This is a genomic window from Pseudarthrobacter sp. B907, from assembly GCF_040137805.1.
Taxonomy (GTDB): Bacteria; Actinomycetota; Actinomycetes; order Actinomycetales; family Micrococcaceae; genus Arthrobacter.
Genome location: NZ_JBEEQE010000019.1, coordinates 39674 through 60233, shown reverse-complemented (window position 1 = coordinate 60233; position 20560 = coordinate 39674). Strand labels below are relative to the sequence as shown.

24 protein-coding genes are annotated in these 20560 nt (G+C 67.3%); 14 read left to right on the top strand and 10 right to left on the bottom strand.

Annotated features, from left to right (window positions below; all coding sequences use genetic code 11):
• Positions 1 to 8: 8 nt before the first annotated feature.
• On the bottom strand, positions 9 to 470 hold the full coding sequence (locus ABLI39_RS15110; RefSeq protein WP_349414275.1) for an NfeD family protein: 462 nt from the start codon (positions 468 to 470) through the stop codon (positions 9 to 11).
• Positions 471 to 598: 128 nt separating this feature from the next.
• Entirely contained in the window at positions 599 to 1468 is an 870-nt protein-coding gene (locus ABLI39_RS15105) for a methyltransferase domain-containing protein (RefSeq protein WP_349414274.1), read from the bottom strand.
• Between the two features lie 110 nt (positions 1469 to 1578).
• Here ABLI39_RS15105 and ABLI39_RS15100 point away from each other — a divergent pair, with 110 nt between their 5' ends.
• The gene (locus ABLI39_RS15100; RefSeq protein ID WP_349414273.1) at positions 1579 to 3687 is read left to right on the top strand and encodes a S9 family peptidase; all 2109 of its coding nucleotides are present in this window, start codon (positions 1579 to 1581) and stop codon (positions 3685 to 3687) included.
• Here ABLI39_RS15100 and ABLI39_RS15095 read toward each other — a convergent pair.
• Genes ABLI39_RS15095 through ABLI39_RS15070 form a run of 6 tightly spaced genes read right to left on the bottom strand, consistent with a single transcriptional unit; the run spans position 3684 to position 8493 of the window.
• Positions 3684 to 4379, bottom strand: coding sequence for a peptide deformylase (locus ABLI39_RS15095; protein WP_349414272.1), 696 nt, complete (start codon positions 4377 to 4379; stop codon positions 3684 to 3686). The genes ABLI39_RS15100 and ABLI39_RS15095 overlap by 4 nt on opposite strands.
• 9 nt (positions 4380 to 4388) lie before the next feature.
• Positions 4389 to 4514 carry a hypothetical protein gene (locus ABLI39_RS15090; protein WP_349414271.1) on the bottom strand — a complete coding sequence of 42 codons (126 nt, stop codon included), beginning with the start codon at positions 4512 to 4514 and terminating at the stop codon, positions 4389 to 4391.
• Complete coding sequence (locus ABLI39_RS15085; RefSeq protein WP_349414270.1) at positions 4502 to 5350, bottom strand: hypothetical protein; 849 nt, start codon at positions 5348 to 5350, stop codon at positions 4502 to 4504. Before ABLI39_RS15085 ends, ABLI39_RS15090 begins: the two co-directional genes overlap by 13 nt.
• A gap of 28 nt (positions 5351 to 5378) precedes the next feature.
• Entirely contained in the window at positions 5379 to 6533 is a 1155-nt protein-coding gene (locus ABLI39_RS15080; protein ID WP_349414269.1) for an FAD-dependent oxidoreductase, read from the bottom strand.
• Positions 6530 to 7243: a class I SAM-dependent methyltransferase gene (locus ABLI39_RS15075; RefSeq protein WP_349414268.1), complete on the bottom strand. Its 714-nt coding sequence runs from the start codon at positions 7241 to 7243 to the stop codon at positions 6530 to 6532. The genes ABLI39_RS15080 and ABLI39_RS15075 overlap by 4 nt, the downstream gene beginning before the upstream one ends.
• An 11-nt stretch (positions 7244 to 7254) precedes the next feature.
• On the bottom strand, positions 7255 to 8493 hold the full coding sequence (locus ABLI39_RS15070) for a type III polyketide synthase (protein ID WP_349414267.1): 1239 nt from the start codon (positions 8491 to 8493) through the stop codon (positions 7255 to 7257).
• A 170-nt stretch (positions 8494 to 8663) separates the two neighbouring features.
• On the opposite strand from ABLI39_RS15070, the gene ABLI39_RS15065 reads away from it, so the two are divergent.
• The 9 genes from ABLI39_RS15065 to ABLI39_RS15025 all read left to right on the top strand — a co-directional run bounded on the left by ABLI39_RS15065 (position 8664) and on the right by ABLI39_RS15025 (position 16326).
• Positions 8664 to 11063, top strand: a complete 2400-nt coding sequence (locus tag ABLI39_RS15065; RefSeq protein WP_349414266.1) for an ATP-binding cassette domain-containing protein — start codon at positions 8664 to 8666, stop codon at positions 11061 to 11063.
• Positions 11064 to 11115: 52 nt separating this feature from the next.
• Positions 11116 to 11358, top strand: a complete 243-nt coding sequence (locus tag ABLI39_RS15060; protein WP_349414265.1) for a hypothetical protein — start codon at positions 11116 to 11118, stop codon at positions 11356 to 11358.
• 201 nt (positions 11359 to 11559) lie between these two features.
• The gene (locus ABLI39_RS15055) at positions 11560 to 11970 is read left to right on the top strand and encodes an HIT family protein (protein WP_349414301.1); all 411 of its coding nucleotides are present in this window, start codon (positions 11560 to 11562) and stop codon (positions 11968 to 11970) included.
• Positions 11967 to 12353 (top strand): hypothetical protein, encoded by a 387-nt coding sequence (locus ABLI39_RS15050; RefSeq protein WP_349414264.1) that lies wholly within the window; start codon positions 11967 to 11969, stop codon positions 12351 to 12353. The genes ABLI39_RS15055 and ABLI39_RS15050 overlap by 4 nt, the downstream gene beginning before the upstream one ends.
• A gap of 170 nt (positions 12354 to 12523) precedes the next feature.
• Entirely contained in the window at positions 12524 to 13621 is a 1098-nt protein-coding gene (locus ABLI39_RS15045) for a tyrosine-type recombinase/integrase (protein ID WP_349414263.1), read from the top strand.
• A 4-nt stretch (positions 13622 to 13625) separates the two neighbouring features.
• On the top strand, positions 13626 to 13958 hold the full coding sequence (locus ABLI39_RS15040; RefSeq protein ID WP_349414262.1) for a helix-turn-helix domain-containing protein: 333 nt from the start codon (positions 13626 to 13628) through the stop codon (positions 13956 to 13958).
• Between the two features lie 181 nt (positions 13959 to 14139).
• Positions 14140 to 15486, top strand: coding sequence for a site-specific integrase (locus ABLI39_RS15035; protein ID WP_349414261.1), 1347 nt, complete (start codon positions 14140 to 14142; stop codon positions 15484 to 15486).
• A 73-nt stretch (positions 15487 to 15559) separates the two neighbouring features.
• Positions 15560 to 15838, top strand: coding sequence for a hypothetical protein (locus ABLI39_RS15030; RefSeq protein ID WP_349414260.1), 279 nt, complete (start codon positions 15560 to 15562; stop codon positions 15836 to 15838).
• Between the two features lie 164 nt (positions 15839 to 16002).
• Positions 16003 to 16326: a DUF1905 domain-containing protein gene (locus tag ABLI39_RS15025; protein ID WP_349414259.1), complete on the top strand. Its 324-nt coding sequence runs from the start codon at positions 16003 to 16005 to the stop codon at positions 16324 to 16326.
• Positions 16327 to 16345: 19 nt separating this feature from the next.
• Here the strand turns inward: ABLI39_RS15025 and ABLI39_RS15020 are convergent, their stop codons facing one another.
• The gene (locus ABLI39_RS15020; protein WP_349414258.1) at positions 16346 to 16900 is read right to left on the bottom strand and encodes a cysteine hydrolase family protein; all 555 of its coding nucleotides are present in this window, start codon (positions 16898 to 16900) and stop codon (positions 16346 to 16348) included.
• A gap of 96 nt (positions 16901 to 16996) precedes the next feature.
• On the opposite strand from ABLI39_RS15020, the gene ABLI39_RS15015 reads away from it, so the two are divergent.
• Together ABLI39_RS15015 and ABLI39_RS15010 are read left to right on the top strand one after the other, a co-directional pair.
• Positions 16997 to 17413, top strand: a complete 417-nt coding sequence (locus tag ABLI39_RS15015; protein WP_349414257.1) for a DUF3054 domain-containing protein — start codon at positions 16997 to 16999, stop codon at positions 17411 to 17413.
• Positions 17414 to 17499: 86 nt separating this feature from the next.
• Positions 17500 to 17781: an Lrp/AsnC family transcriptional regulator gene (locus ABLI39_RS15010; RefSeq protein ID WP_146337532.1), complete on the top strand. Its 282-nt coding sequence runs from the start codon at positions 17500 to 17502 to the stop codon at positions 17779 to 17781.
• A gap of 8 nt (positions 17782 to 17789) precedes the next feature.
• On the opposite strand, the gene trpD is transcribed toward ABLI39_RS15010, so the two are convergent.
• The gene (gene trpD, locus ABLI39_RS15005; protein ID WP_349414256.1) at positions 17790 to 18848 is read right to left on the bottom strand and encodes an anthranilate phosphoribosyltransferase; all 1059 of its coding nucleotides are present in this window, start codon (positions 18846 to 18848) and stop codon (positions 17790 to 17792) included.
• A 112-nt stretch (positions 18849 to 18960) separates the two neighbouring features.
• Between trpD and ctaE the strand changes: the two genes are divergently transcribed.
• Positions 18961 to 19635: an aa3-type cytochrome oxidase subunit III gene (gene ctaE, locus ABLI39_RS15000; protein ID WP_217500973.1), complete on the top strand. Its 675-nt coding sequence runs from the start codon at positions 18961 to 18963 to the stop codon at positions 19633 to 19635.
• A gap of 86 nt (positions 19636 to 19721) precedes the next feature.
• The gene (qcrC, locus tag ABLI39_RS14995; protein WP_349414255.1) at positions 19722 to 20510 is read left to right on the top strand and encodes a cytochrome bc1 complex diheme cytochrome c subunit; all 789 of its coding nucleotides are present in this window, start codon (positions 19722 to 19724) and stop codon (positions 20508 to 20510) included.
• The last annotated feature ends 50 nt before the right edge of the window (positions 20511 to 20560 follow it).

The window sequence follows — 20560 nt, the reverse complement described above, 5'->3', positions numbered from 1 at the left end:
CGGGGCCGTTACGGCGCGGCCGTGTCCTGTTCCGGAACAACGACGGCGGTAGCCCCGTCGATGGCGCTGACGACGGCGTGCTGTCCGGGGGCGAGCTCCCCGGTTTCCATCCGGGCGCTCCAGACGTCCCCGCCGATCTTGACCCGGCCGCCGGTGGCGCTTACGGGTTCAACGACGAGGGCGGATTCGCCGATCAGGCGTTCGATGTTGCTGCGCTGGTCGGCCGGGCTGCTGCGCAGGTGCTTGAGGGCTACGGGCCGCACGAAGCCGATCATCAAGAGCGAGACAACGCTGAAGACAACGATTTGGAGCCAGAGGTCGGCGCCAGCGAATGCGGAGATCAGCCCGGCCAGGGCACCGCCGCCGAGCATGATGAAGAACAGGTCGAGGGTGAGCATTTCCACCACCGCGAACACCAGAAAAATCGTGAGCCACAACGCCCACCAGTTTTCGGCCAGCCATTCAAACATCATTTCCCCCTTGCCGATACGTCCGGGCGCCTGCAGGCGCAGGCCCTCCGTAACGTGGTTCCATCCTAAGCCGGACGGCAACGACCGGCATGGGATGCGGAAATCAGCAGGCGAACGTGGCCAAGTCGTTACGTTGGCGGGTCCGTCGCCGCGTACTTGACCGGTTCGAAGACGCTGATCCGGAACCGCGCGGAAACGGCGGTGCGGGGCGGGAGGCCGGCAATGCGGGCGGCCAGGGCTCCGCGGTCCAGGTGGTGGCCGGCCGGGCCCATCAGGGCCAGGTTGGCCACATCGGACGGTGAGAGGCTCAACGCCAGGTCCAGCTCTCGTCCGCCGCGCGCGGCGAAGTCACCGGCCAGCGAGGCCGCGAGGCGCTCGTCCTTGGCGGGTTCGATCCCCAGCATGCCGGTCTGCCCGGCGACCTCGGCCAGGTGGCCGGGCCTGGGCGTGACCACGATCAGGCGGCCGCCCGGCCGGAGCACGCGCGCGAATTCGGCCGCGTTGCGAGGCGCGAACACCACCGTGACGACGTCGACGGCGTCGTCCGCGAGCGGCAGCGGCTGCCAGACGTCGCCGACGAGGTTGACCGCTTCCGGGTTCAGCCGGGCTGCCCGGCGCAGCGCGAACTTGGAGATGTCCAGGCCCACGGCGGCCGCCGGGACGCGGTCCAGCAGGGCGCGCAGGTAGTGCCCGGTGCCGGTGCCGGCGTCGAGCACGGCCGCCCCGGCACCGGCGAGGAACGGCGCGGCGAGGTCGGCGACGGCGTCGGCCAGGCTCCGGTAGTGCCCTGCCGAGAGGAAGTCGAAGCGCGCCGCGACCATGTCCGCGGAGTCCGCCTCGAACACGGTGCCCTTCCCGGTCAGGAAGTTGAAGTAGCCCTGTTTGGCGGCGTCGAAACTGTGCCCGGCGGGGCAAACGAGGGAGCGATGGCCGCTGCCCGCCGCGAACGGGCTCCGGCATACGGGGCACACGAGGGCAGCGAGGGAGGCGGCGGGCATAGAGTCCATCGTAGGCCCGGCACACCCGGGCCCAACCTCTGACCTTCGGGCAGCGCCATGCCGGTGTGAGGCATTTCACGTCGCGGGCTGCAGCGGCTAGGCTCGCACTCGTGAAATCCGAACATCTGCCCCTGCTCAAGTCCGTTTCGGCGCCGGCCGTGCACCCTGACGGTTCCCGGGCCGTTGTGTCCGTGGTCCGCCCCGATTTCGACGCCGACGCCTACGTGGGCCAGCTCTGGACCGTGCCGGTGGATCCGGCATTGCGGCCACGCCGGCTGACCCGCGGCTTCCGCGATACCGCCCCGGACTTTTCCCCGGACGGCGAGGTACTGGCGTTCCTCCGCGCGGCGCCCGGCGGCAAACCGCAGCTGCACGTCGTCGAGGCCGGTGGCGGGGAGCCCCTAACGGTGACGGATGCGCCGCTCGGCGTGAGCGCCTTCACCTGGTCTCCGGACTCCCGGAGCATCGTCTTCGGCGCCCGGACGCCCGAGGACGGCCGCTACGGCACGGTGGACGGGGTCTCCGCCGGCGGCGAGGACGCCCGCCTGATCACGGATTACCAGTACCGGATGAACGGCGTCGGCTACACGGCGGACAAACCGCTGCAGCTGTTCGTCGTCGAGGTCCCGTCCCTGGACGAGGAGCCCGCCGTGGCCCCGGCCGGCCGGGCCCTGAAGGCGGCCGCGTCCGCCGACGGCGGCAAAGTGACCGGCGGCAAAACGGCCGGGCGAACTCCGGAGGCACGCCAGCTGACCACGGCAGCGACCGACCACAACGGCGCCAGCTTCAGCACCGATGGCGGCGCCGTGTACTTCACCGCCGCCCTGCACGAGGGCAGCGATAACGACCTGGTCAGCGGGATCTACCGGCTGCCGCTGCCCGCTGGGGACGGAACTGAGGCAACCGGTGGAGCCGCCCCGGAAGAGGTGGCCCTCGCCGGTACGGCCCGGCTGTCAGTCTCGGCCGTCCGCCAGAGCCGGAACGGCCGGTGGCTTTACTTCACGGCACAGGATCTCGGCGCCTCGGGCCAGGACTTCGTGGCCCGCAACACGGCGCTCTTCGTTATGCCTGCCGGCGGCGGGGACCCGGTCGCGCTCAGCGACGTGGAGACCATGGACCTGGCCGGCGGGCTGGAGCCGGCCGGCGCGAACGGGGTCCTCGTCCTGAACAACGCTCGCGGCACCATGGAGCTGCTGGAGTTCGGCCCCGCCGGGCTGCGGAGCACCCTGCTGGACGGCGACCGGGTGGTCACGGCCGCGGCCGAACGCGCCGGAGCGGTGCTGCTGAGCTTCAGCGACGCCGCGACCGCCGGGGACGTCGCCGTCCTCGACGCCGGCGGGCTCCGGGTGTTGACCGACTTCTCGGCGCCGCTGCGGGCCGACGCCGGCGTCTTGGCCCCGCAGGAGCTCACGTTCGCTTCGCCCGACGGCTACCCGGTGCACGGCTGGCTCGTCGCGCCCGCGGGGGAGGGGCCGCACCCGGTACTGCTCAACATCCACGGCGGCCCGTTTGCGCAGTTCACCGGGGCGCTCTTCGACGAGGCCCAGGTGTACGCCGCCGCCGGTTATGCCGTGCTGATGTGCAATCCGCGCGGCTCCGCCGGGTACGGCCAGGCCCACGGCCGCGCCATCAAGGAGCGCATGGGAACCGTGGACATGCAGGACGTGCTGGCGTTCCTGGACGGGGCACTGGAAAAGTTCGAAGAGCTCGACGGCGATGCCCTGGGCATCATGGGCGGTTCCTACGGGGGCTACCTGACGGCCTGGACCATCAGCCACGACCACCGCTTCAAGGCCGCCATCGTGGAGCGCGGCTACCTGGATCCGGTGAGCTTCACGGGCTCCTCGGACATCGGCTGGTTCTTCGGCGGCGAGTACACCGGCCGCTCGGCCGAGCAGATGGCAGCGCAAAGCCCGATGGCCCGGGTGGAGCACGTCCGAACGCCCACTCTGGTCATCCACAGCGAGGAGGACCTGCGCTGCCCGGTGGAACAGGGCCAGCGCTATTTCACCGCGCTCAAGCAGCTGGGTGTGGAGGCCGCGTTCCTGGTCTTCCCGGGCGAGAACCATGAGCTTTCCCGCTCCGGCACCCCGCACCACCGCCGGCAGCGCTTCGACCAGATCCTGCAGTGGTGGTCCCGCCACCTTCCGACGGCGGCCAACCCGGCGCCGCAGGATGGTACGGTGGCCGCAGCACCCGCCGCACCTCCCGCCGGCTAGCTTTCGGGGTCGTCCGGCAGGAACCCCAGTTCCTGCCGGGCGTGGCTGATGTCAGGCTGGGCCCAGCGGGCGGAGTATTCGGCGTTGTTGCTCAGGGAGCGAAGCTCGGCCCGGTCCAGGTATAAGACGCCGTGCACGTGGTCGGTCTCGTGTTGCACAATGCGCGCCTGCCAGCCGGTGAAATCCCGTTGCTGCACTGTTCCGTCCAATGCGGTGAAGTCCAGCCGCACGGATTCGGGCCGCAGCACAGCGGCCTGCAGGCCGTTCAGGGACAGGCAACCCTCGTAAAACGCCTTCTTGGCCGCGCCCAGTGGCTCGTAGCGCGGGTTCAGCATGGCGAAGAACGGCAGTGGCTCCCGACCGCGGGCCGCCGCAACGTCGGGGTCGACGTCGAACCGGTCCTCCAGGACGGCCAGCTGCAGCGGGATTCCCAGCTGCGGGGCCGCGAGCCCGACGCCGGGCGCCTTGTGCATGACCCGGCGCATCAGGTCGACCAGCCGGCCAAGCTCGGCGTCGTCGAGCTGGCCGGTGAACGGAACGGCCTGCTGGCGCAGGACCGGGTGCCCCACCTGGACGATGGGCGGGAGCACCCCGGCGTTCAGGAGCTGCTCGACTGCCTCCTGGATGGCTTCGTCGCTGGTTTCGGCGGTGGGGGCGGTGTAGCTTGCGTCGTTCCTGGCGTCTGCGGACATGGCACCAGACTACTGGCGTCCGCACGCAGAAGTGACGAAATCGTAGATCCGGCCCCGCAGTTGCGCACCCGCGTCGACCTTCAGCACCCCCTCCCGGCCTGCGACCTTGACGTGCAGCGGGATCAGCGTGCCCACCTTGTCCTCCGCCACGGCGTGCGGGTCGCACCGGGCCGGACGGATGCCGAGCCGCACCTCGCGCACCGGGCCGGACGGATGCCGAGCCGCACCTCGCGCACCGGGCCGGCGGCGTCGACCCGCAGCCCGCTGGGCCACGGCGCGCTGCGGTCCTCCTCCAGGAGTGTGGTCCCGCCGATGCTGTTGATCGTCAGTGCCCGGTCCGAGGGTTCACCGGCCGGGTGACGCGGGGTGATGACCAGATGCAGCACGGCGGTCCGGGCATCCAGGGACAGTTCCAGCTCCGGACCGAACCGGAATTCGGCCACTTCGGCGGCCGCCTGCGCCACACACATTTCGCTGTTGTTCCGTGGCAGCACACCATAGGGGTCTGTGGCCTTGATCGTGACCGTTCGTCCCGGAGCGCCGGCGACGGGCGCGAGCAGCACTTCGACGGCGGCGGCCGGCGGGTCTGCGGCGGCGTCCTGCGGGGCCTGATCGGGGCAGGACGCGGCCGGGAGCCGGGCGGGCAGGCTCTTCGTCTGGCCCGGCGGCAGTTCAGTGCCGGCGTCCGCCGCGCTCCAGCTGATTGCGGACGCAAAGAGCCGACTCCGCAGCCCGGCCGCGAGAACGGTGATCGGCTCGCCGGTGGTGTTGGTCAGCTGGATCTCGATAATCTGCCGGCTGTAGTTGTCACGGAACTGGCTGATTTCCGCCGTCAGCGGCCCGGCCCCGGACGTCGACGGCGCCGTCGCGCCCCCGGGACCGGCTGTGCCCGGGCCCGTGCTGCAGGACGCAGCCGCCATCAGGACCAGCACGACGGCGGGCCACCGGATCTGCGCGGGGAGGCTGACCATGCGGTCAGTCTAGGCCGTGCCGCGGCGGCTACTGCATGGTGAAGCGGCGGGCCACGAGCCGGTTCGCGGCGGGGACCGCGGCCACGGCGGCAATGGCGCCGTTGCGGGCGGAAAGCAGGCCGCCGTGCAGCGGCCGGCCCAGTGCCATGTTGATCTCCGACTGCCGGGCAGCGCGCGCCGCCTGGCGCATCCGGTTCCGTTCGAAGGCCGCCAGCCCGCTGCGGCGGCCGGCCAGGAGCCCCGGCACGAGGGGCGTCAGGGCCAGGGCGTCGAGCCAGCCCAGGCTCATGCCCTGGCCCCCGATCGGGCTGATTTCGTGTGCCGCATCGCCGATCAGGATGACCCGGCCGCACACCATGCGCCGGGCAAGCCGGGCACGCACGCCGAAGCCGCTGAGCATGCTCTGGCTGCCGACGTCGACGTCGATGCCGGTCCGCCGCCAGACTTCCCGGGCAAGCCAGCCGGCGTCGGGACCGGCGGCTCGATATGCGCCGTCGTACACGCCGTCGTACGCGCCCAGCCGGACCACCCAGCGCCGCCGCTGGCCCGGCAGCGGAAACGACTCGACAATCCCGTCCCCGGCCAGGAACAGCGCGGCGTCGGGACCAAACGCGGTACTGTCAGCGACGTCGCCCATCAGGTAGCGGTCCGCGTAATCCCGGCACCTCACCGGCACCCCAAGATTTGCCCGGGCAGCTGACCGGACCCCGTCGGCGGCGATCACGAGGGGCGCGGTGATCCGTTCCTGGATGCCGTCAACGCAGGCGTCAACCGTGACGCGGCCGCCGTCGTCGTGCAGTCCGGTCACACGGACGCCGCGGCGCAGGGCATCCGGATTGAGCCCGCACACCCGTTCCTCGAGCAAGGCCTCGGTGGAATTCTGCGGCAGCGACAGCACAAACGGGTACCGCTCGGACACGCCCGCGAAGGACATTTGGGCCAGGATGGTGCCGCGGCTGAGGGCCAGGCCGCGCCGGATCGGAACGCCCCGGCGGACGAGCTCTTGGTCCACCCCGATCCGGCCGAGCGCCTCCAGTGCCGGCGGGTGGATGCCGATGGCCCGGGAGTGCGGTTCCCGAGCGGTCCGCTGTTCGAGCACCGTCACCGCGACGCCCCGCTGCAGCAGCAGGGCCGCCATAAAGAGGCCCACCGGGCCCCCTCCGATGATGACGACGTCGCTCACACGGGGCTCCGCTGTGGCGACCGGGCCTTAGCCAGGATGAGCAGATTGCGGAAGGGGGAGCGGGGCTGGACGGTCCAGCCCGGGGGAGCGACGGCGCGCAGTTCGGAGGCCGTGTAGCTGCGCCGGATCGAGGTCAGGCCGTCCTGTCTTATGTAGGACCCGCGGAAGGGCAGGGCGGCGGCCCAGAACAGCGCGTAGGCGGCCGTGCTGCGGCGGAGGTCGTTGTGGATCACCGTTCCGGCGCTGAGCTCGGCCGATTCGGCGAGGAAGCCGCCCAGTTCCGCGGAGTCCAGGTGGTGCAGCACGTGGTTGGACACAACGACGTCGAAGCGCGCACCTTCGCCGAGCAGCTCCGCCATGCTCCGGCGCCGGAATGTCACGCCGGGGCGGCTCCGCCGGCGCGCGGCGAAGGCGGCGGCGCGCTCGTCCGGGTCGATCGCCGTGATCTGAAGCCGCAGCCCGTCCCGGGCCGCCCACTTCGAGAGCATTATCGGGACGTCGCCGCCGCCGCAGCCGACGTCCAGCAGAGTGGTTTCCGTCTCCCTGGAGAGCAACGGCCGGAGCTCCCGGCTATAGATGCCCCGCCAGCCGGACACGGCCCTGTTGACCATGGCGAACTGGGCGTAGGTCCGGTCCAGCCGCTCAGGATCACAGTCGGGCCGGTCCATCTCCTCAACAGCGTCCAGGGCACGCGTTCGCAGCCGGCCCATGGCTCCGGGACTCAGGCGAGGGCCTGTTCCGCCCGCGGAACACCGGGCCGCTCCGGGCCGACGTCGGGTTCTGGAACCCGCGGGGTCGTGATCTTGGTGAAGAGTGCCGTTTCCACCGTCAGTCCCGGTCCGAACGCCATCGAGCAGATGCGTTCACCGCCGTCGTCGCCCGTTCCGGCAGCTCTGCCGCTGAAGTCGCCGTCGGCCGCGGGAAGGTCCAGGATGTGCCGGATCACGAAGAGGACCGTGGCACTGCTCATGTTCCCGTAATTCCGGAGGGTTTCCCGTGCCGGCACCAGCTGTTCGTCGCTGAGCTCCAGCCGGGACTGCACCTTGTCCAGGATGCTGCGGCCGCCGGGGTGGATGGCCCAGTGCCGAATGTCGCGGTACGGGAGTCCGATCAGGGACGCATCCCGGGACAACAGCGGTTCCAGGGCGCCGATGATGTGGTCGTCGATGATGTGCGGGACGTAGGTGCCCAGGACCATCTCAAAGCCTTCGTCGCCGATGTTCCACGCCATGGCTTCCTCGCCCACCGGCGTCAGGACCGTTTCGAAGTGGTCCAGGGTCATCAGGGCGGGCTGGTCCGGCAACTCGCGGGCGCTGATGACGGCGGCCGCCGCGCCGTCGGCGAAGAGGGCGGATCCCATGATGGTATCCGGGTCGTTGGACGTCCGGACGTGGAGGGAACACAGTTCCGCGCAGACCACCAGCACCACGGCGTCGGGGTCCGCGTCGCAGAAGGATTTCGCGGCACGCAGCGCCGGGAAGGCGGCGTAGCAGCCCATGAACCCGAGGTGGTAGCGCTGCACCGCGGGGTTCAGTCCGAGCGCCCGGACAATCTTGTAGTCCGGTCCGGGATTGAAGAAACCGGTGCAGGAGACCGTCACAAGGTGCGTGATCTCACCGCGGTCGAGGCCCTTCCAGGCGTCCACCGCCTTTTCCGCGGCCTCGATGAAGAGCTTGGTCGCCTCGCGGGCGAAGATGTCGTTCCGGATCTTGGTGCTGGGACTCAGCAGCCGGCCCGTGGCGGGGTCGAAGAACTGCGGATCCTCCGCCCGGCTGCCGGTGGTCAGTTCCCCGACGGCGGTGTAGCGGGTGTCGATGGCGGCGGAGTCAAAGCAGGTGCTGACCAGTCGGGAGCCGAGGCGGCTGAGCCCCGGCTGGGCGGCGAAGACGTCGCGGGCCTCGGACTGGATCAGTACGGTGGGCGGGACTGCAGTTTCCAGGGACCTCAGGTAGACCGTCATGGTTCATTCTCAGTGAGCCTGCCGGATATGACAATGGATTTTCGACGGCGTCCCCCGCGCCCGGCGGAACTGCCGGAGGATTAGCCCACCGACTGTTCTAAGCTGTTCCCATTGAGCCAGCCGACGCCGCCGCCACGGCGGCAAAGGCCCGCCTGACAGAGGGAGACATGATGAGCACGGCCACGAGCACCGGCACGGACCCGCAGCCGGCTGTGCTGCACGTTGCCGACACCCACGATCTGATCCGGGTGCAGGGCGCGCGGGAAAACAACCTCAAGGACGTCAGCATCGAGATTCCAAAGCGCCGGCTGACGGTGTTCACCGGCGTCTCCGGCTCGGGCAAGAGCTCGCTGGTGTTCGCCACGATCGCGGCCGAGTCGCAGCGGATGATCAACGAAACCTACAGCGCCTTTGTGCAGGGCTTTATGCCCAATCTGGCGCGTCCCGACGTCGACCTCCTGGAGGGGCTCACGACGGCGATCATCGTCGACCAGGAGCGGATGGGCGCGAACCCACGCTCCACCGTCGGCACCGCCACCGACGCCAACGCCATGCTGCGCATCCTCTTCAGCCGGCTCGGCACGCCGCAGGTGGGTCCGCCCACGGCCTTCTCCTTCAACGTCCCCACCCGGAAGGCCAGCGGCGTGATGAGCACCGAGAAGGCCGGCGGCAGGGTGGAGAAGAGCGTAGTCCAGAACGCCGTCTACCTGGGCGGAATGTGCCCGCGGTGCGAGGGAATGGGATCGGTCTCCGACTTCGACCTCACCGCGCTCTATGACGAGAGCAAGTCGCTGGCCGGAGGTGCCCTGACCGTCCCGGGCTACAGCATGGACGGCTGGTACGGGCGCATCTTCAGCGGCGCCGGGTTCGACATGGACAAACCGATCGCGAAGTACACCAAGAAAGAAATGCACGACCTGCTCTACAAGGAGCCGACCAAGATCAAGGTAGAGGGCATCAACCTCACCTATGAGGGCCTGATTCCGAAGATCCAGAAATCGATGCTTTCCAAGGACGTGGAGGCGATGCAGCCCCACATCCGGGCCTTCGTGGACCGGGCCATCACCTTCCAGCCCTGCCCCGAGTGCGAGGGCACCCGGCTCAGCAAGGAGGCGCGGTCCTCGAAGATCCAGGGAAAGAACATCGCCGAACTGTGCCAGATGCAGATCAGCGACCTGGCCGCGTGGATCCGCGGGCTCAACGAGCCCTCGGTCGAGCCGCTCCTCAAGGGGCTGCGGCACCTGCTCGATTCGTTCGCCGAAATCGGACTGGGTTACCTCTCGCTGGACCGGCCGGCGGGGACTCTGTCCGGGGGAGAGGCGCAGCGAACCAAGATGATCCGGCACCTGGGCTCATCCCTGACCGACATCACCTACGTCTTTGACGAGCCGACGATTGGCCTGCACCCCCACGACATCGAGCGGATGAACCAGCTGCTGCTGCAACTCCGGGACAAGGGCAACACGGTGCTCGTCGTCGAGCACAAGCCGGAGACCATTGTCATCGCCGACCACGTTGTTGACCTGGGTCCCGGCGCGGGCAGCGCGGGCGGCAGTGTCTGCTTCGAGGGAAGCGTGGCGGGCCTGCGGTCCAGCGACACCATCACCGGCCACCACCTGGACGACCGGGCGGCGGTCAAGGAGACGGTGCGCACGCCGTCGGGCGCCCTTGAGGTGCGCGGTGCGACGACCAACAACCTCCGGGACGTCGACGTCGATATCCCGCTGGGCGTGCTGTGTGTGCTGACGGGCGTGGCCGGATCCGGGAAGAGCTCGCTGATCCAGGGCTCGGTGGCCGGCCGGGACGGTGTGGTGCTGATCGACCAGGGCGCCATCAAGGGTTCACGGCGCAGCAACCCGGCCACTTACACGGGCCTGCTTGAGCCGATCCGCAAGGCGTTCGCGAAGGCCAACGGCGTGAAGCCGGCGCTGTTCAGCTCCAACTCCGAAGGGGCCTGCCCCACCTGCAACGGCGCCGGCGTCATCTTCACCGAGCTGGGCGTGATGGCCACCGTCGAATCCACCTGCGAGGACTGCGAGGGCCGCAGGTTCCTGGCGTCGGTGTTGGAGTACAAACTGGCCGGCCGCAACATCGCTGAAGTCCTGGCGATGTCGATGACCGAGGCCGAGCAGTTCTTCGGCGACGGCGAAGCCCGCACACCGGCCGCGCACAAGATCCTCGACCGGCTGGTGGACGTCGGTCTGGGCTACCTCAGCCTGGGGCAGCCGCTGACCACCCTCTCCGGCGGTGAACGGCAGCGGCTCAAGCTGGCCACCCAGATGGCCGAGAAGGGGGACGTCTACGTCCTCGACGAACCGACCACGGGCCTGCACCTGGCCGACGTCGCGAACCTGCTCGGGCTGCTGGACCGGCTGGTCGACGCCGGGAAGTCGGTGATCGTCATCGAGCACCACCAGGCGGTCATGGCGCGGGCCGACTGGGTCATCGACCTCGGCCCCGGCGCCGGGCACGACGGCGGCCGGATCGTTTTCGAGGGCACGCCTGGGGAGCTCGTCGCCGCCCGGTCCACGCTGACCGGGGAACATCTGGCGGCTTATGTGGGGGAGTGAGGGCCGTGGGCCGAACACTTTTCCTGCCGGCGGGCCCGGGGGAGGACGGGCGATGCTCGTTCTCGCGATCGCCGCGTGGAGCCTCACTTTTCTGATCGCAGTACTGGGTATCAGCGCTGGCGCCACGGTGTGGTTCTACATGGAACCGGTGGTGGATTCAGTTCCGGATCCGGCGAGCTATTACGTCGCCGCCGCGGCCGGCTTCCTGGCGCTGCTCCTAAGCGTGGTGGTAAGTGTCGGCGTGACGGTGCATGCAGCTCGCTGCAGCCGGGGCAGCATTTACCAATCTGCCTGACCGTCATGATCCGGCGGCGAAGAAAAGCACCAATTATGGGTAATGTAACGTCTAAAAACAATGTGAAGTAATGAATTAGGCAATATGAAATGTTCGCGTGTCTGCGCAGGCGCCGAAATTCATTCTGACGAAAGATCGACAATGGAGTCATGGAAGACCGACCGGGTGGGTTCGGCGATTGCGGGGGAGAACCCCACCGTGATGGCCCCGCTCAATGGCGGCTTTGCGGTCATCGGCGACGTCCAGTGGCTTCCCGGCTACTCGGTGCTGATCACAGACAAGCCCGGCGTGGACCGGCTGACCGATCTGCCGCGCGCCGAACGGGCGGCATACTTGAGCAGCGTCGACATTCTGGCCGAAGCCGTCGAAATTGCCTGCGCGGAATTGGATCCCGCATTCCTCCGGGTCAATATCGAAATTCTCGGCAACAAGGACGCATTCCTTCACACGCATATCTGGCCGCGGTACCAATGGGAAGAACCCGAATTGCGGACCAAACCGGTGTGGCTGTACCCAGGAACCAACTGGTCCGACCCGGCCACCGCGCTGAGCCCCGCACACGATCCCTACCGGTCCGCCATCACAGCGCAGATCAAGAACTTGCCGGTGTGAGTCACAGCGACGACGACCCGAGGCCTGAGATTCTCCTCGACGTCGACTACGGGTATTCGTGGCCACTGTCCACAATCTTTTGGGATCCCAAGGATGTCCCTGACTGGGAGCGAGAGCTTCCGGCACAGCTCAACGAGGATCTGAGGGCCTGGGCAAAGTTCTTCAACGACCATGCGAATTACGAAACAGGAATGTTTGGCGGCGAGAAACTGCGCAAGCATTTTCAGGGCGACGTTTCCGGCCCTACCGGGACTGCTTGCGTAACGCCGATAATCAACATTATGTCAAGTAGAACAGTGATTATTGCATCTGATGCACGATCACCCCTCCTCTGCCCGTTGCCACCCGGTACCCCGTCACTTGAAGCGGGAAAGCGGCGGTGACCTGCGGAAACGCTGGGCGAAGGGTCGGCAGGGCTATTCATAAGTCCATCGCGCAGGCCCTCAAAAGCCGGAGTGCATCGGACTGGAATGGCCCTCGGATCCGCGGATTTGCGCGCGTTCTGCATTAATTGCATGATTCTTGCATCCAATGCAATGTCTCAGGAGGGTTCGTGGCGGTCGATTCAGCGGGACGGGTGCTCGACTTCGGCGCTGTGCGTTTCCTTCACCCGGAGGACCACGTGTTCACCCAGATGCTCACCGGCTGGCGCAACCAGCAGTTGAGCCGGAACTTGGCGTTTGGCACGATCGAGGGCCGGGAACGGCTGGTGACACGGTTCCAGGAGTCCACGAATGAGTATCCGTGGCAGTGGACGCCGGCCCACGTGGACGAGTTCTTCGGGGATCTTCGCAGCGTGAAGCGTGCCGCCCAGTCCACCATCCGGAGCTACCAGGCAGCGCTGAGGGCGTTCTGCGCCTATGCGGCCTCGCCCGAGTATGGCTGGGACCGGGTCTGCGAACAGTACTTCGGAACGCACCCTTCGCAGGTCTGCTTTGACTGGAACACCGCGGTCCATGCGCAGGCGACAGAGTCAGCTCCTGTCCGGCGCCCGTTCACCAGGGAGGAGTTGCAGGCCTTCTTTGACCGGGCTGATGACGAGGTGGACCGGATCGCGACTCTGGGGCGCAAGGGCTGGCTGCCGGCCTACCGGGACTCTGTCCTGTTCAAGGTGGCCTACTGCTGGGGCCTGCGACGCAACGAGGTCCGGCACCTCCAGACTGTCGATTTTGCCCGGAACCCGCACGCCCGGGAGTTCGGTAAGTACGGGGTGCTGCAGGTCCGCTATGGCAAGGCCATGCGGGGTTCTCCTCCGAAACGCCGCAGCGTGCTGACGGTGTTTGACTGGTCGGCTGAGATCATCGCTGACTGGCTGGAACGCGGCCACCCGCACATGACCGACGGGCTGGACCTGTTCCCGTCCGAACGCGGCACCCTTGTTTCCGAGACGGCGCTGAACCGCAGGTTCAACCGCTACTGCGAAGACCTGGGCCTCTCCCCCGGCCTGGACATCCACTCGCTGCGCCGCTCCTACGTCACCCACCTGATCGAAGCCGGCATGGACCCCCTGTTCGTCCAGCACCAGGCTGGACACGAGCACGCCTCGACCACGGCCCTCTATACCTCCGTCTCCAGCGACTACCGAGTCAAAACGCTGCGCCGGTCCCTGGACTCCACCGTCCGGGACGCACTTGCCGGAATGGAAGACTGAACTCATGAAACGAGAGATCGACTACCGGTGGCGCCTCGCCGAACTTATGGCAGCCCGCGGAATGCACAACAGCACCGACTTGGGCCCACTGCTAAAAGAACGCGGCATCGAACTCTCGGCCTCCCAGGTATACCGGCTGGTCACGCAACGCCCGGAACGCGTCTCGCTCATGATGGTCGCCGCCATCTGCGACATCTTCTCCTGCGGACCCGAGGACCTGGTCACCGTCACGGCAACAGACGCCAAGGTCCGCAAGGTCGCCTCCGACGCCAACGTCGTGGACCTGAACAAAACCATCCGCCCCAAACGCGCCCGCGTGATCCGCGATGACGGCTGAAATCACACCGCGGCTGGCCGTCCGGGGCCGCCCCCGCACCGAAGGAGACTTCACCTGCGACAGATGCTCACGGACAGCCGGAAGGCACCGCGCCAGCTGGCCTGAAGGCAGGATCTGCGGGACCTGCTTCACCGTCGCCATGCGCACGCACGGGCCCTGCCCTGGCTGCCGAACGGAGCGCATGCTTCCCGGGCGGTCTGCTGCCCACGGCGACCAACCAGTCTGTGCCGACTGCGCAGGCATCACCCAGAACTACCACTGCTCGCGCTGCGGCACGGAAACCGAGCACTACCGCCAGAACACGTGCGCCCGCTGCTCGCTTCGGGACGACCTGACCGTCCTCTTGCGCGTCGACGATGCCCCCGGATCCGAAACCACGGCGACGAAACTGCTTGGCGCGCTCTGCGGAGCCCAGCGCCCCGAAAGCATCCTCACCTGGCTCCGCAAAACCGGCGTCCGCGACCTGCTCCAACGACTTGCCACCGACGAGATCCCGCTCAGCCACGAAGCGCTCGATATGGAGCCGAACAGCCTGCGCGTGGAGCATATGCGCAGCCTGCTCACCCACCACAAGCTACTCCCGGACAGAGACCACTACCTCGCACTCTTTCAACGCTGGCTCACCAGCAAGCTCGACGACGTCGACGACGCCGACATTGGGCGGCCCGTTGAATCCTTCGGCCGCTGGCACCACCTGCGACGCATCAGGAGCCTGTCCACAGACGGGAAACCCACCCGCGGCCCCGTCCACAGCGCGAAGCAGGAAATCACCGAAACCATCAAATTCCTCACCTGGCTCAAACTCACCCACGGACGGACCGTCGCCACCTGCGTCCAGGCCGACGTCGACACCTGGCTGGCCGACGGCCCGACCACCAGGCACGCCATCAGAACCTTCTTCGTCTGGGCGGTCAAGAACCGGATCTGCACCAACATCACCATCGGATTCAGGCAGGCCAAGACCGTGCCACTGCTCACCCAGGGCCAACGGCTCGCCATGCTCAAAGCCTGCCTCACCGACAACATCGACACCCTGCCCTACCGGGTCGCCGCCACTCTCCTGCTGCTCTACGCCCAGCCAGTCGTGAAGATCGCCGCGATGAAAAGCACCGACGTGATCCTCACGCCCGACGGCCTGCGCCTGTCACTCGGCGAAGGCGACCCTGCACCAGTACCGGAGCCGTTCGCGTCACTGCTCACAGAACACCTGGCCGCACGCCCCAACATGCGCACCGGCAGCAGCTCGGGCAGCGAATGGCTGTTTCCCGGATACCGGCCCGGGCAACATATCCACCCAAACACGCTCATGGAACGCCTCAGGGAAGTCGGAATCGAACTGCTGGGCGCACGCAATGCATCCCTCCGCGCGCTCGTGAAGGAAGTTCCCGCCCCGCTCGTTGCCGAAATGCTCGGCTACAGCTACCAAGTCACCCAGAAGCACGCCACCGCAGCCGCCGAGCCCTGGTCCCGCTATCCAAGAATCCAGGCGACGCGGATAATGACTGACACCATCGGAATCGATCGCTAGCCACTCCCTTGAGATCTTCGATCTGGAACGGGGGCGGGCCTCTCCGAAGGCAGCCCGACTAATGGAGGCAAAGGTGGCAACAAAGGAAGAACTGCAGCGGAGGCTTCAACGCATCCTCCGCTGGTTCCTTCCAGTAACGATCATCATGCTGATCTCCACCGTCCTAAGTCTCGTTGGTGTCGATTCGGAGCCATGGCTCTGGACTCGGAGCATTCTCTTTGGCATCGCCGCCGTCGTGTTCTGCGTCCAGGTCACTAGATTCTCGCTATGGCAGCGGGACGAGTACTGGCGGGAAAAAGGACGGGATCCTAAGCACCCGGACCGCTTCCCCTCGCGTGACACTGCTGAATAGTTCCAAATCGAATAATGCTGGTTACCAGTAGTCCATTGAGAAGCGGCTCAGAATCGTGACACGGCCACCCCAGTCGATTGACCGCAGTGCGCTGCCCGGGACCCTTGCCCAGGTGGAATCCTGTTTGATTGCAAGACGCTCCACCGCTAGCGTTGCGTGACGTGGTGACGACCTTCAGTGCTGAGTTGTTCGAGTGGCGTGGTCCTGCGCCGTTCTACTGGTTGACGCTGCCCGCGGGTGTCGGTGACTACGTCCGGGCCGAGGCCGCGGCGGCCAGCTACGGCTGGGGCGCCATCCCGGTTTCCGTACGCATCGGCGGCACCGAATGGGAAACCTCGCTGCTGCCGCGCAACGGTGAATACGTGCTGCCGGTCAAGAAGGACGTCCGCACGCGGGAGCGGTTCGGCGACGGCGACACGGTGACGGTCGCCCTGAGCGTGGCTCCCCGTGGCGGGCGGGCGGCCAACGGCACCGGCCCGCCAGTATGAGACGTGAGCACCGCCGCTCCTACCCGTCGAACGCCACCTCTGAGGTCTTGACGACCTCCGCGGTCCGCCCGGGAGCCGCCTGGTTCTCCCAGTAGAGGTTGGTGTGGGCAATCACCAGCTCAGGCGGCGGCGCACCCCAGGCCGAGAGGTCCTCAGTGCTGTGGGCATCGGCCACGAGTGTGACGTCATAGCCGCGCACGAACGCGCCGTGGATCGTAGACCGGATGCACTCGTCCGTCTGCGCACCCGCCACCACAAGGCGCCCCACCCCGGCGCCGGCAAGGACCTCTTCCAGGTCGGTGTCCTCAAAGGAGTCACCGAAGGACTTGTGCACCAGCGGCTCCGGTTCCTGCCGGGCCAGCTCCGGGACGTACTCCCAGGCCTCACTCCCCCGTTCCAACTGGGCGTCTGAATGCTGAACCCAGACAATCGGCACCGCGGCGTCGCGGGCCTTGTCCACCAGCTCGGCGATGTTTGCAATCACGGCGTCGCGCCGGTGCGCGCCCTCCACCACACCGTTTTGCACATCGATCACCATCAAGGCGGTGTTGGGTCGACCGGACAACGTTGTCATGGGCATCTCCTCAGGCTCGCTGCTTGTCTGTTCCGCGCCCCATGCTAGTCCGCAATGCTGCCCGGCTCCATGACTTGCGGAAGCTAGGCTGGAAGCATGCCAGCCACCACTCCCCCGCTGCCCCATCCGCCGTCGAGCACCCGCACAGCGGTCCTCGCGGCGGCCGCCGACGCCCTCCTGATCCTGCTCTTCGCCGCGATCGGACGGGACGCCCACCAGCGCGGCGAGATCATTACCGGGGTCCTGGCGACCGCGTGGCCGTTCCTGGCCGGCGCCGCCGTGGCCTGGCTGGCGCTGCGCCTGTGGCGCGCGCCGCTCGCATTGTGGCCGGCCGGCGTCGCCGTCTGGCTCGGAACGGTGGCCGTCGGCATGCTGCTCCGGGCGCTTACCGGGCAGACCGTGGTCCTGCCGTTTGTGATCGTGGCGCTGCTCAGCCTGGCGGTTTTCCTGCTCGGCTACCGGCTGCTGGCAGCGGCGGCCCGGCGGTTCCGGGCACGCCGCACGCGGGGCTAATGGACTAGGCTTGCAAGCACACGGCACAGCCCTCACGGGCCACTCACGACGCCGGCAACGGCGCACCAGATCCGAAAGGTCCCCACGTGATCACCGCTTTCGTCCTGATCAAGACTGACGCTTCCGCCATTCCGGAAACTGCAGAAAAAATCTCCGCGATTCCCGGCATCAGCGAGGTCTATTCGGTGACCGGCGAATGGGACCTGATCGCGATTGCGCGCGTGGCCAAGCATGAGGAGCTCGCCGACGTTATCGCGGACAAGCTCTCCAAGGTCCCTGCGGTGGTGCACACCACCACGCACATCGCGTTCCGTGCGTACTCACAGCACGACCTCGACGCGGCGTTTGCCCTCGGCTTCGAACAGTAGGAAGCGCGTCAGTCGCGGGACAGCGCGACCCAGCGGTCCAGGACCGCAGCCGCGGCGCCGGACTCCACCGATTCCTCGGCCCGCTTCATCGCGGCGGCCATCCGTTCGGTGAGCGGGGCGGTCGCGTCCAGGTCGAAGGAGACCAGGCCGGCCGCGGCATTCAGCAGCGTGGCGTCGCGGGCGGGGCCGGGTTCTCCGGCCAGCACCGAACGGACGACGGCGGCGTTGGCCTCAGCGTTCCCGCCGCGCAGTTCCTCGACGGTCGCCTGCCGGATCCCCAGCTCGCGCGGGTCGAAGACTTCCTCCGTCACCTGCCCACCGCGGATCTCCCAGATCCGGGACGGCCCCGTGGTGGTCAGCTCATCCAGGCCGTCGTCGCCCCGGAAGACGAGTCCGCGGCTGCCGCGCTGCGCGAGCACCCCGGCCACCAGCGGCGCCATCCGCTCGTTCGCGACGCCGACGGCGGACGCCTGGACGTGCGCCGGGTTTGTCATCGGTCCCAGGAAATTGAAGGCCGTCGGGACGCCCAGCTCACGGCGGGCGACGGCGGCGTGCCGCATCGACGGGTGGAACACCTGGGCGAAGCAGAACGTGATGCCGGCTTCTTCCGCGTTCCTGGCTACCCGCGGAATGGGCAGGTCCAGCCGGACGCCCAGGGCTTCCAGGACATCCGCGGATCCCGACGTCGACGACGCTGCGCGGCCCCCGTGCTTGACCACCTTGGCGCCGGCCCCGGCCGAGACGAGGGCCGCCATAGTGGAGATGTTGACGGTGTTCAACTGGTCCCCGCCGGTGCCCACGATGTCCAGCTTTTCGCCCGCGATCTCGATCGGATTGGCGGAATCAATCATCGCCTCAACCAGGCCGGAGAGCTCCTCCACGGTCTCTCCCTTGGCGCGCAGCGCAACCAGGAAGCCGGCCACCTGGGCCGGGGTCGCTTCGCCGGACATGATCGAATTCATGGCCCACTCGGTGTCCCCGGCGGTGAGGTTGCTGCCGTTGATGAGGGCGCCGATAAGGCGCGGCCACGTCTTGCCTGCCGCCTGTGCTGATGCCTGAGAAGTCACGTTCTGATGCTATCGAGCCGCGGGCCGCAATACCCAATGCGAAGGGGGCCGGGAACTTTTCCGCACGATTTCGCGGCTTTGTAGAAAAAGTCCTCCCGAAACGCGGTTTGCGTTGGGCAGGACGGACTTTTATAGACATAATGTCTATGTGACATCTGCGACCCATGCCCCCAGTACCCCGGCGCACCCGACGCTGAATCGCCCGAACATGGTTTCCGTTGGAACCGTTGTCTGGCTGTCCAGTGAGTTGATGTTCTTCGCCGGTCTCTTTGCCATGTACTTCACACTCCGTTCGACGTCCGGACAGATGTGGGCCGAAGAGACAGCCAAGCTCAACTTCCCCTTTGCGCTCGTAAACACGATCGTCCTCGTGGCCAGTTCCTTTACTTGCCAGATGGGCGTCTTCGCCGCCGAACGGCTCCAGCCGCGCCGGCTCGGCGGTCCCCTGAGCTTTACCCGCTGGGGAATGAACGAGTGGTTCACGCTCACATTCATCATGGGTGCGTTCTTCGTGGCCGGCCAGGCGACCGAGTACGCCATGCTCGTCTCCGAGCACGTCTCGCTCTCTTCCAACGCCTACGGCTCCGCGTTCTACATGACCACCGGGTTCCACGGCCTGCACGTTATTGGCGGCCTGATTGCCTTCCTGCTCATCATCGGACGCTCGTTCGCGGCAAAGAAGTTCGGGCACTTCGAGGCAACCTCCGCGATCGTCACCTCGTACTACTGGCACTTCGTCGACGTCGTGTGGATTGGCCTCTTCCTGGTCATCTACGTCCTCAAGTAGCCCCACTTGTCTCTCTTTCTACAAGAGATAGAATTTCAAGAAGCGGCTCCCGGAGCCAACGCAGCATCGAATAAAGGAACCACCACGTGAAGGCACTCTCGCAGAAGCGACGTCACCCACTGGCAGCAGTTGCACTGTTGCTGATGGGCCTCCTCATCACTGGTGGGCTGTACGCCGTTGCCACCACCGTCAACCAGGCCAAGGCCGACACCACGAGCTTCAGCGCAGGCGACGCGGAGGAGGGCGGCAAACTGTTCGCCGCCAACTGCGCCACCTGCCACGGCATGGGTGCCAGTGGCTCGCAGGCCGGACCGTCGCTTGTCGGCGTCGGCGCTGCCGCCGTTGACTTCCAGGTTGGCACCGGCCGTATGCCCATGCAGATGAACGGCCCGCAGGCTTACAAGAAGCCCGCCCAGTTCAACGAGGAGCAGACCCACCAGCTCGCGGCCTACGTCGCTTCGCTCGGCCCCGGCCCGTCGATCCCCGAGGCCGGTGTGCTCGACGAGAAGGGCGACGCCGCCAAGGGCGGCGAGCTGTTCCGCACCAACTGCGCCATGTGCCACAACGCTGCTGCCGCCGGCGGCGCGCTGACCCGGGGCAAGTTCGCCCCGGCCCTCGCCGACGTTTCCGGCAAGCACATCTACGAGGCCATGGTCACCGGCCCGCAGAACATGCCCGTCTTCTCCGACGCGAACGTCACCCCCGAAGGCAAGCGCGACATCATCACCTTCCTGAAGCAGATCGAAGCCAACGGCTCCCCCGGCGGCAACGACCTGGGCGCACTCGGCCCGGTCTCCGAAGGCCTGTTTGTTTGGATCGCCGGACTGGGCGTCATCATCGCCTTCACGATCTGGCTGACTTCGCGGACGTCCTAGGCGCCCCGCGGCACCCGTAAGAAGTTTCTGCTGATCACTCAGCAGTTTGA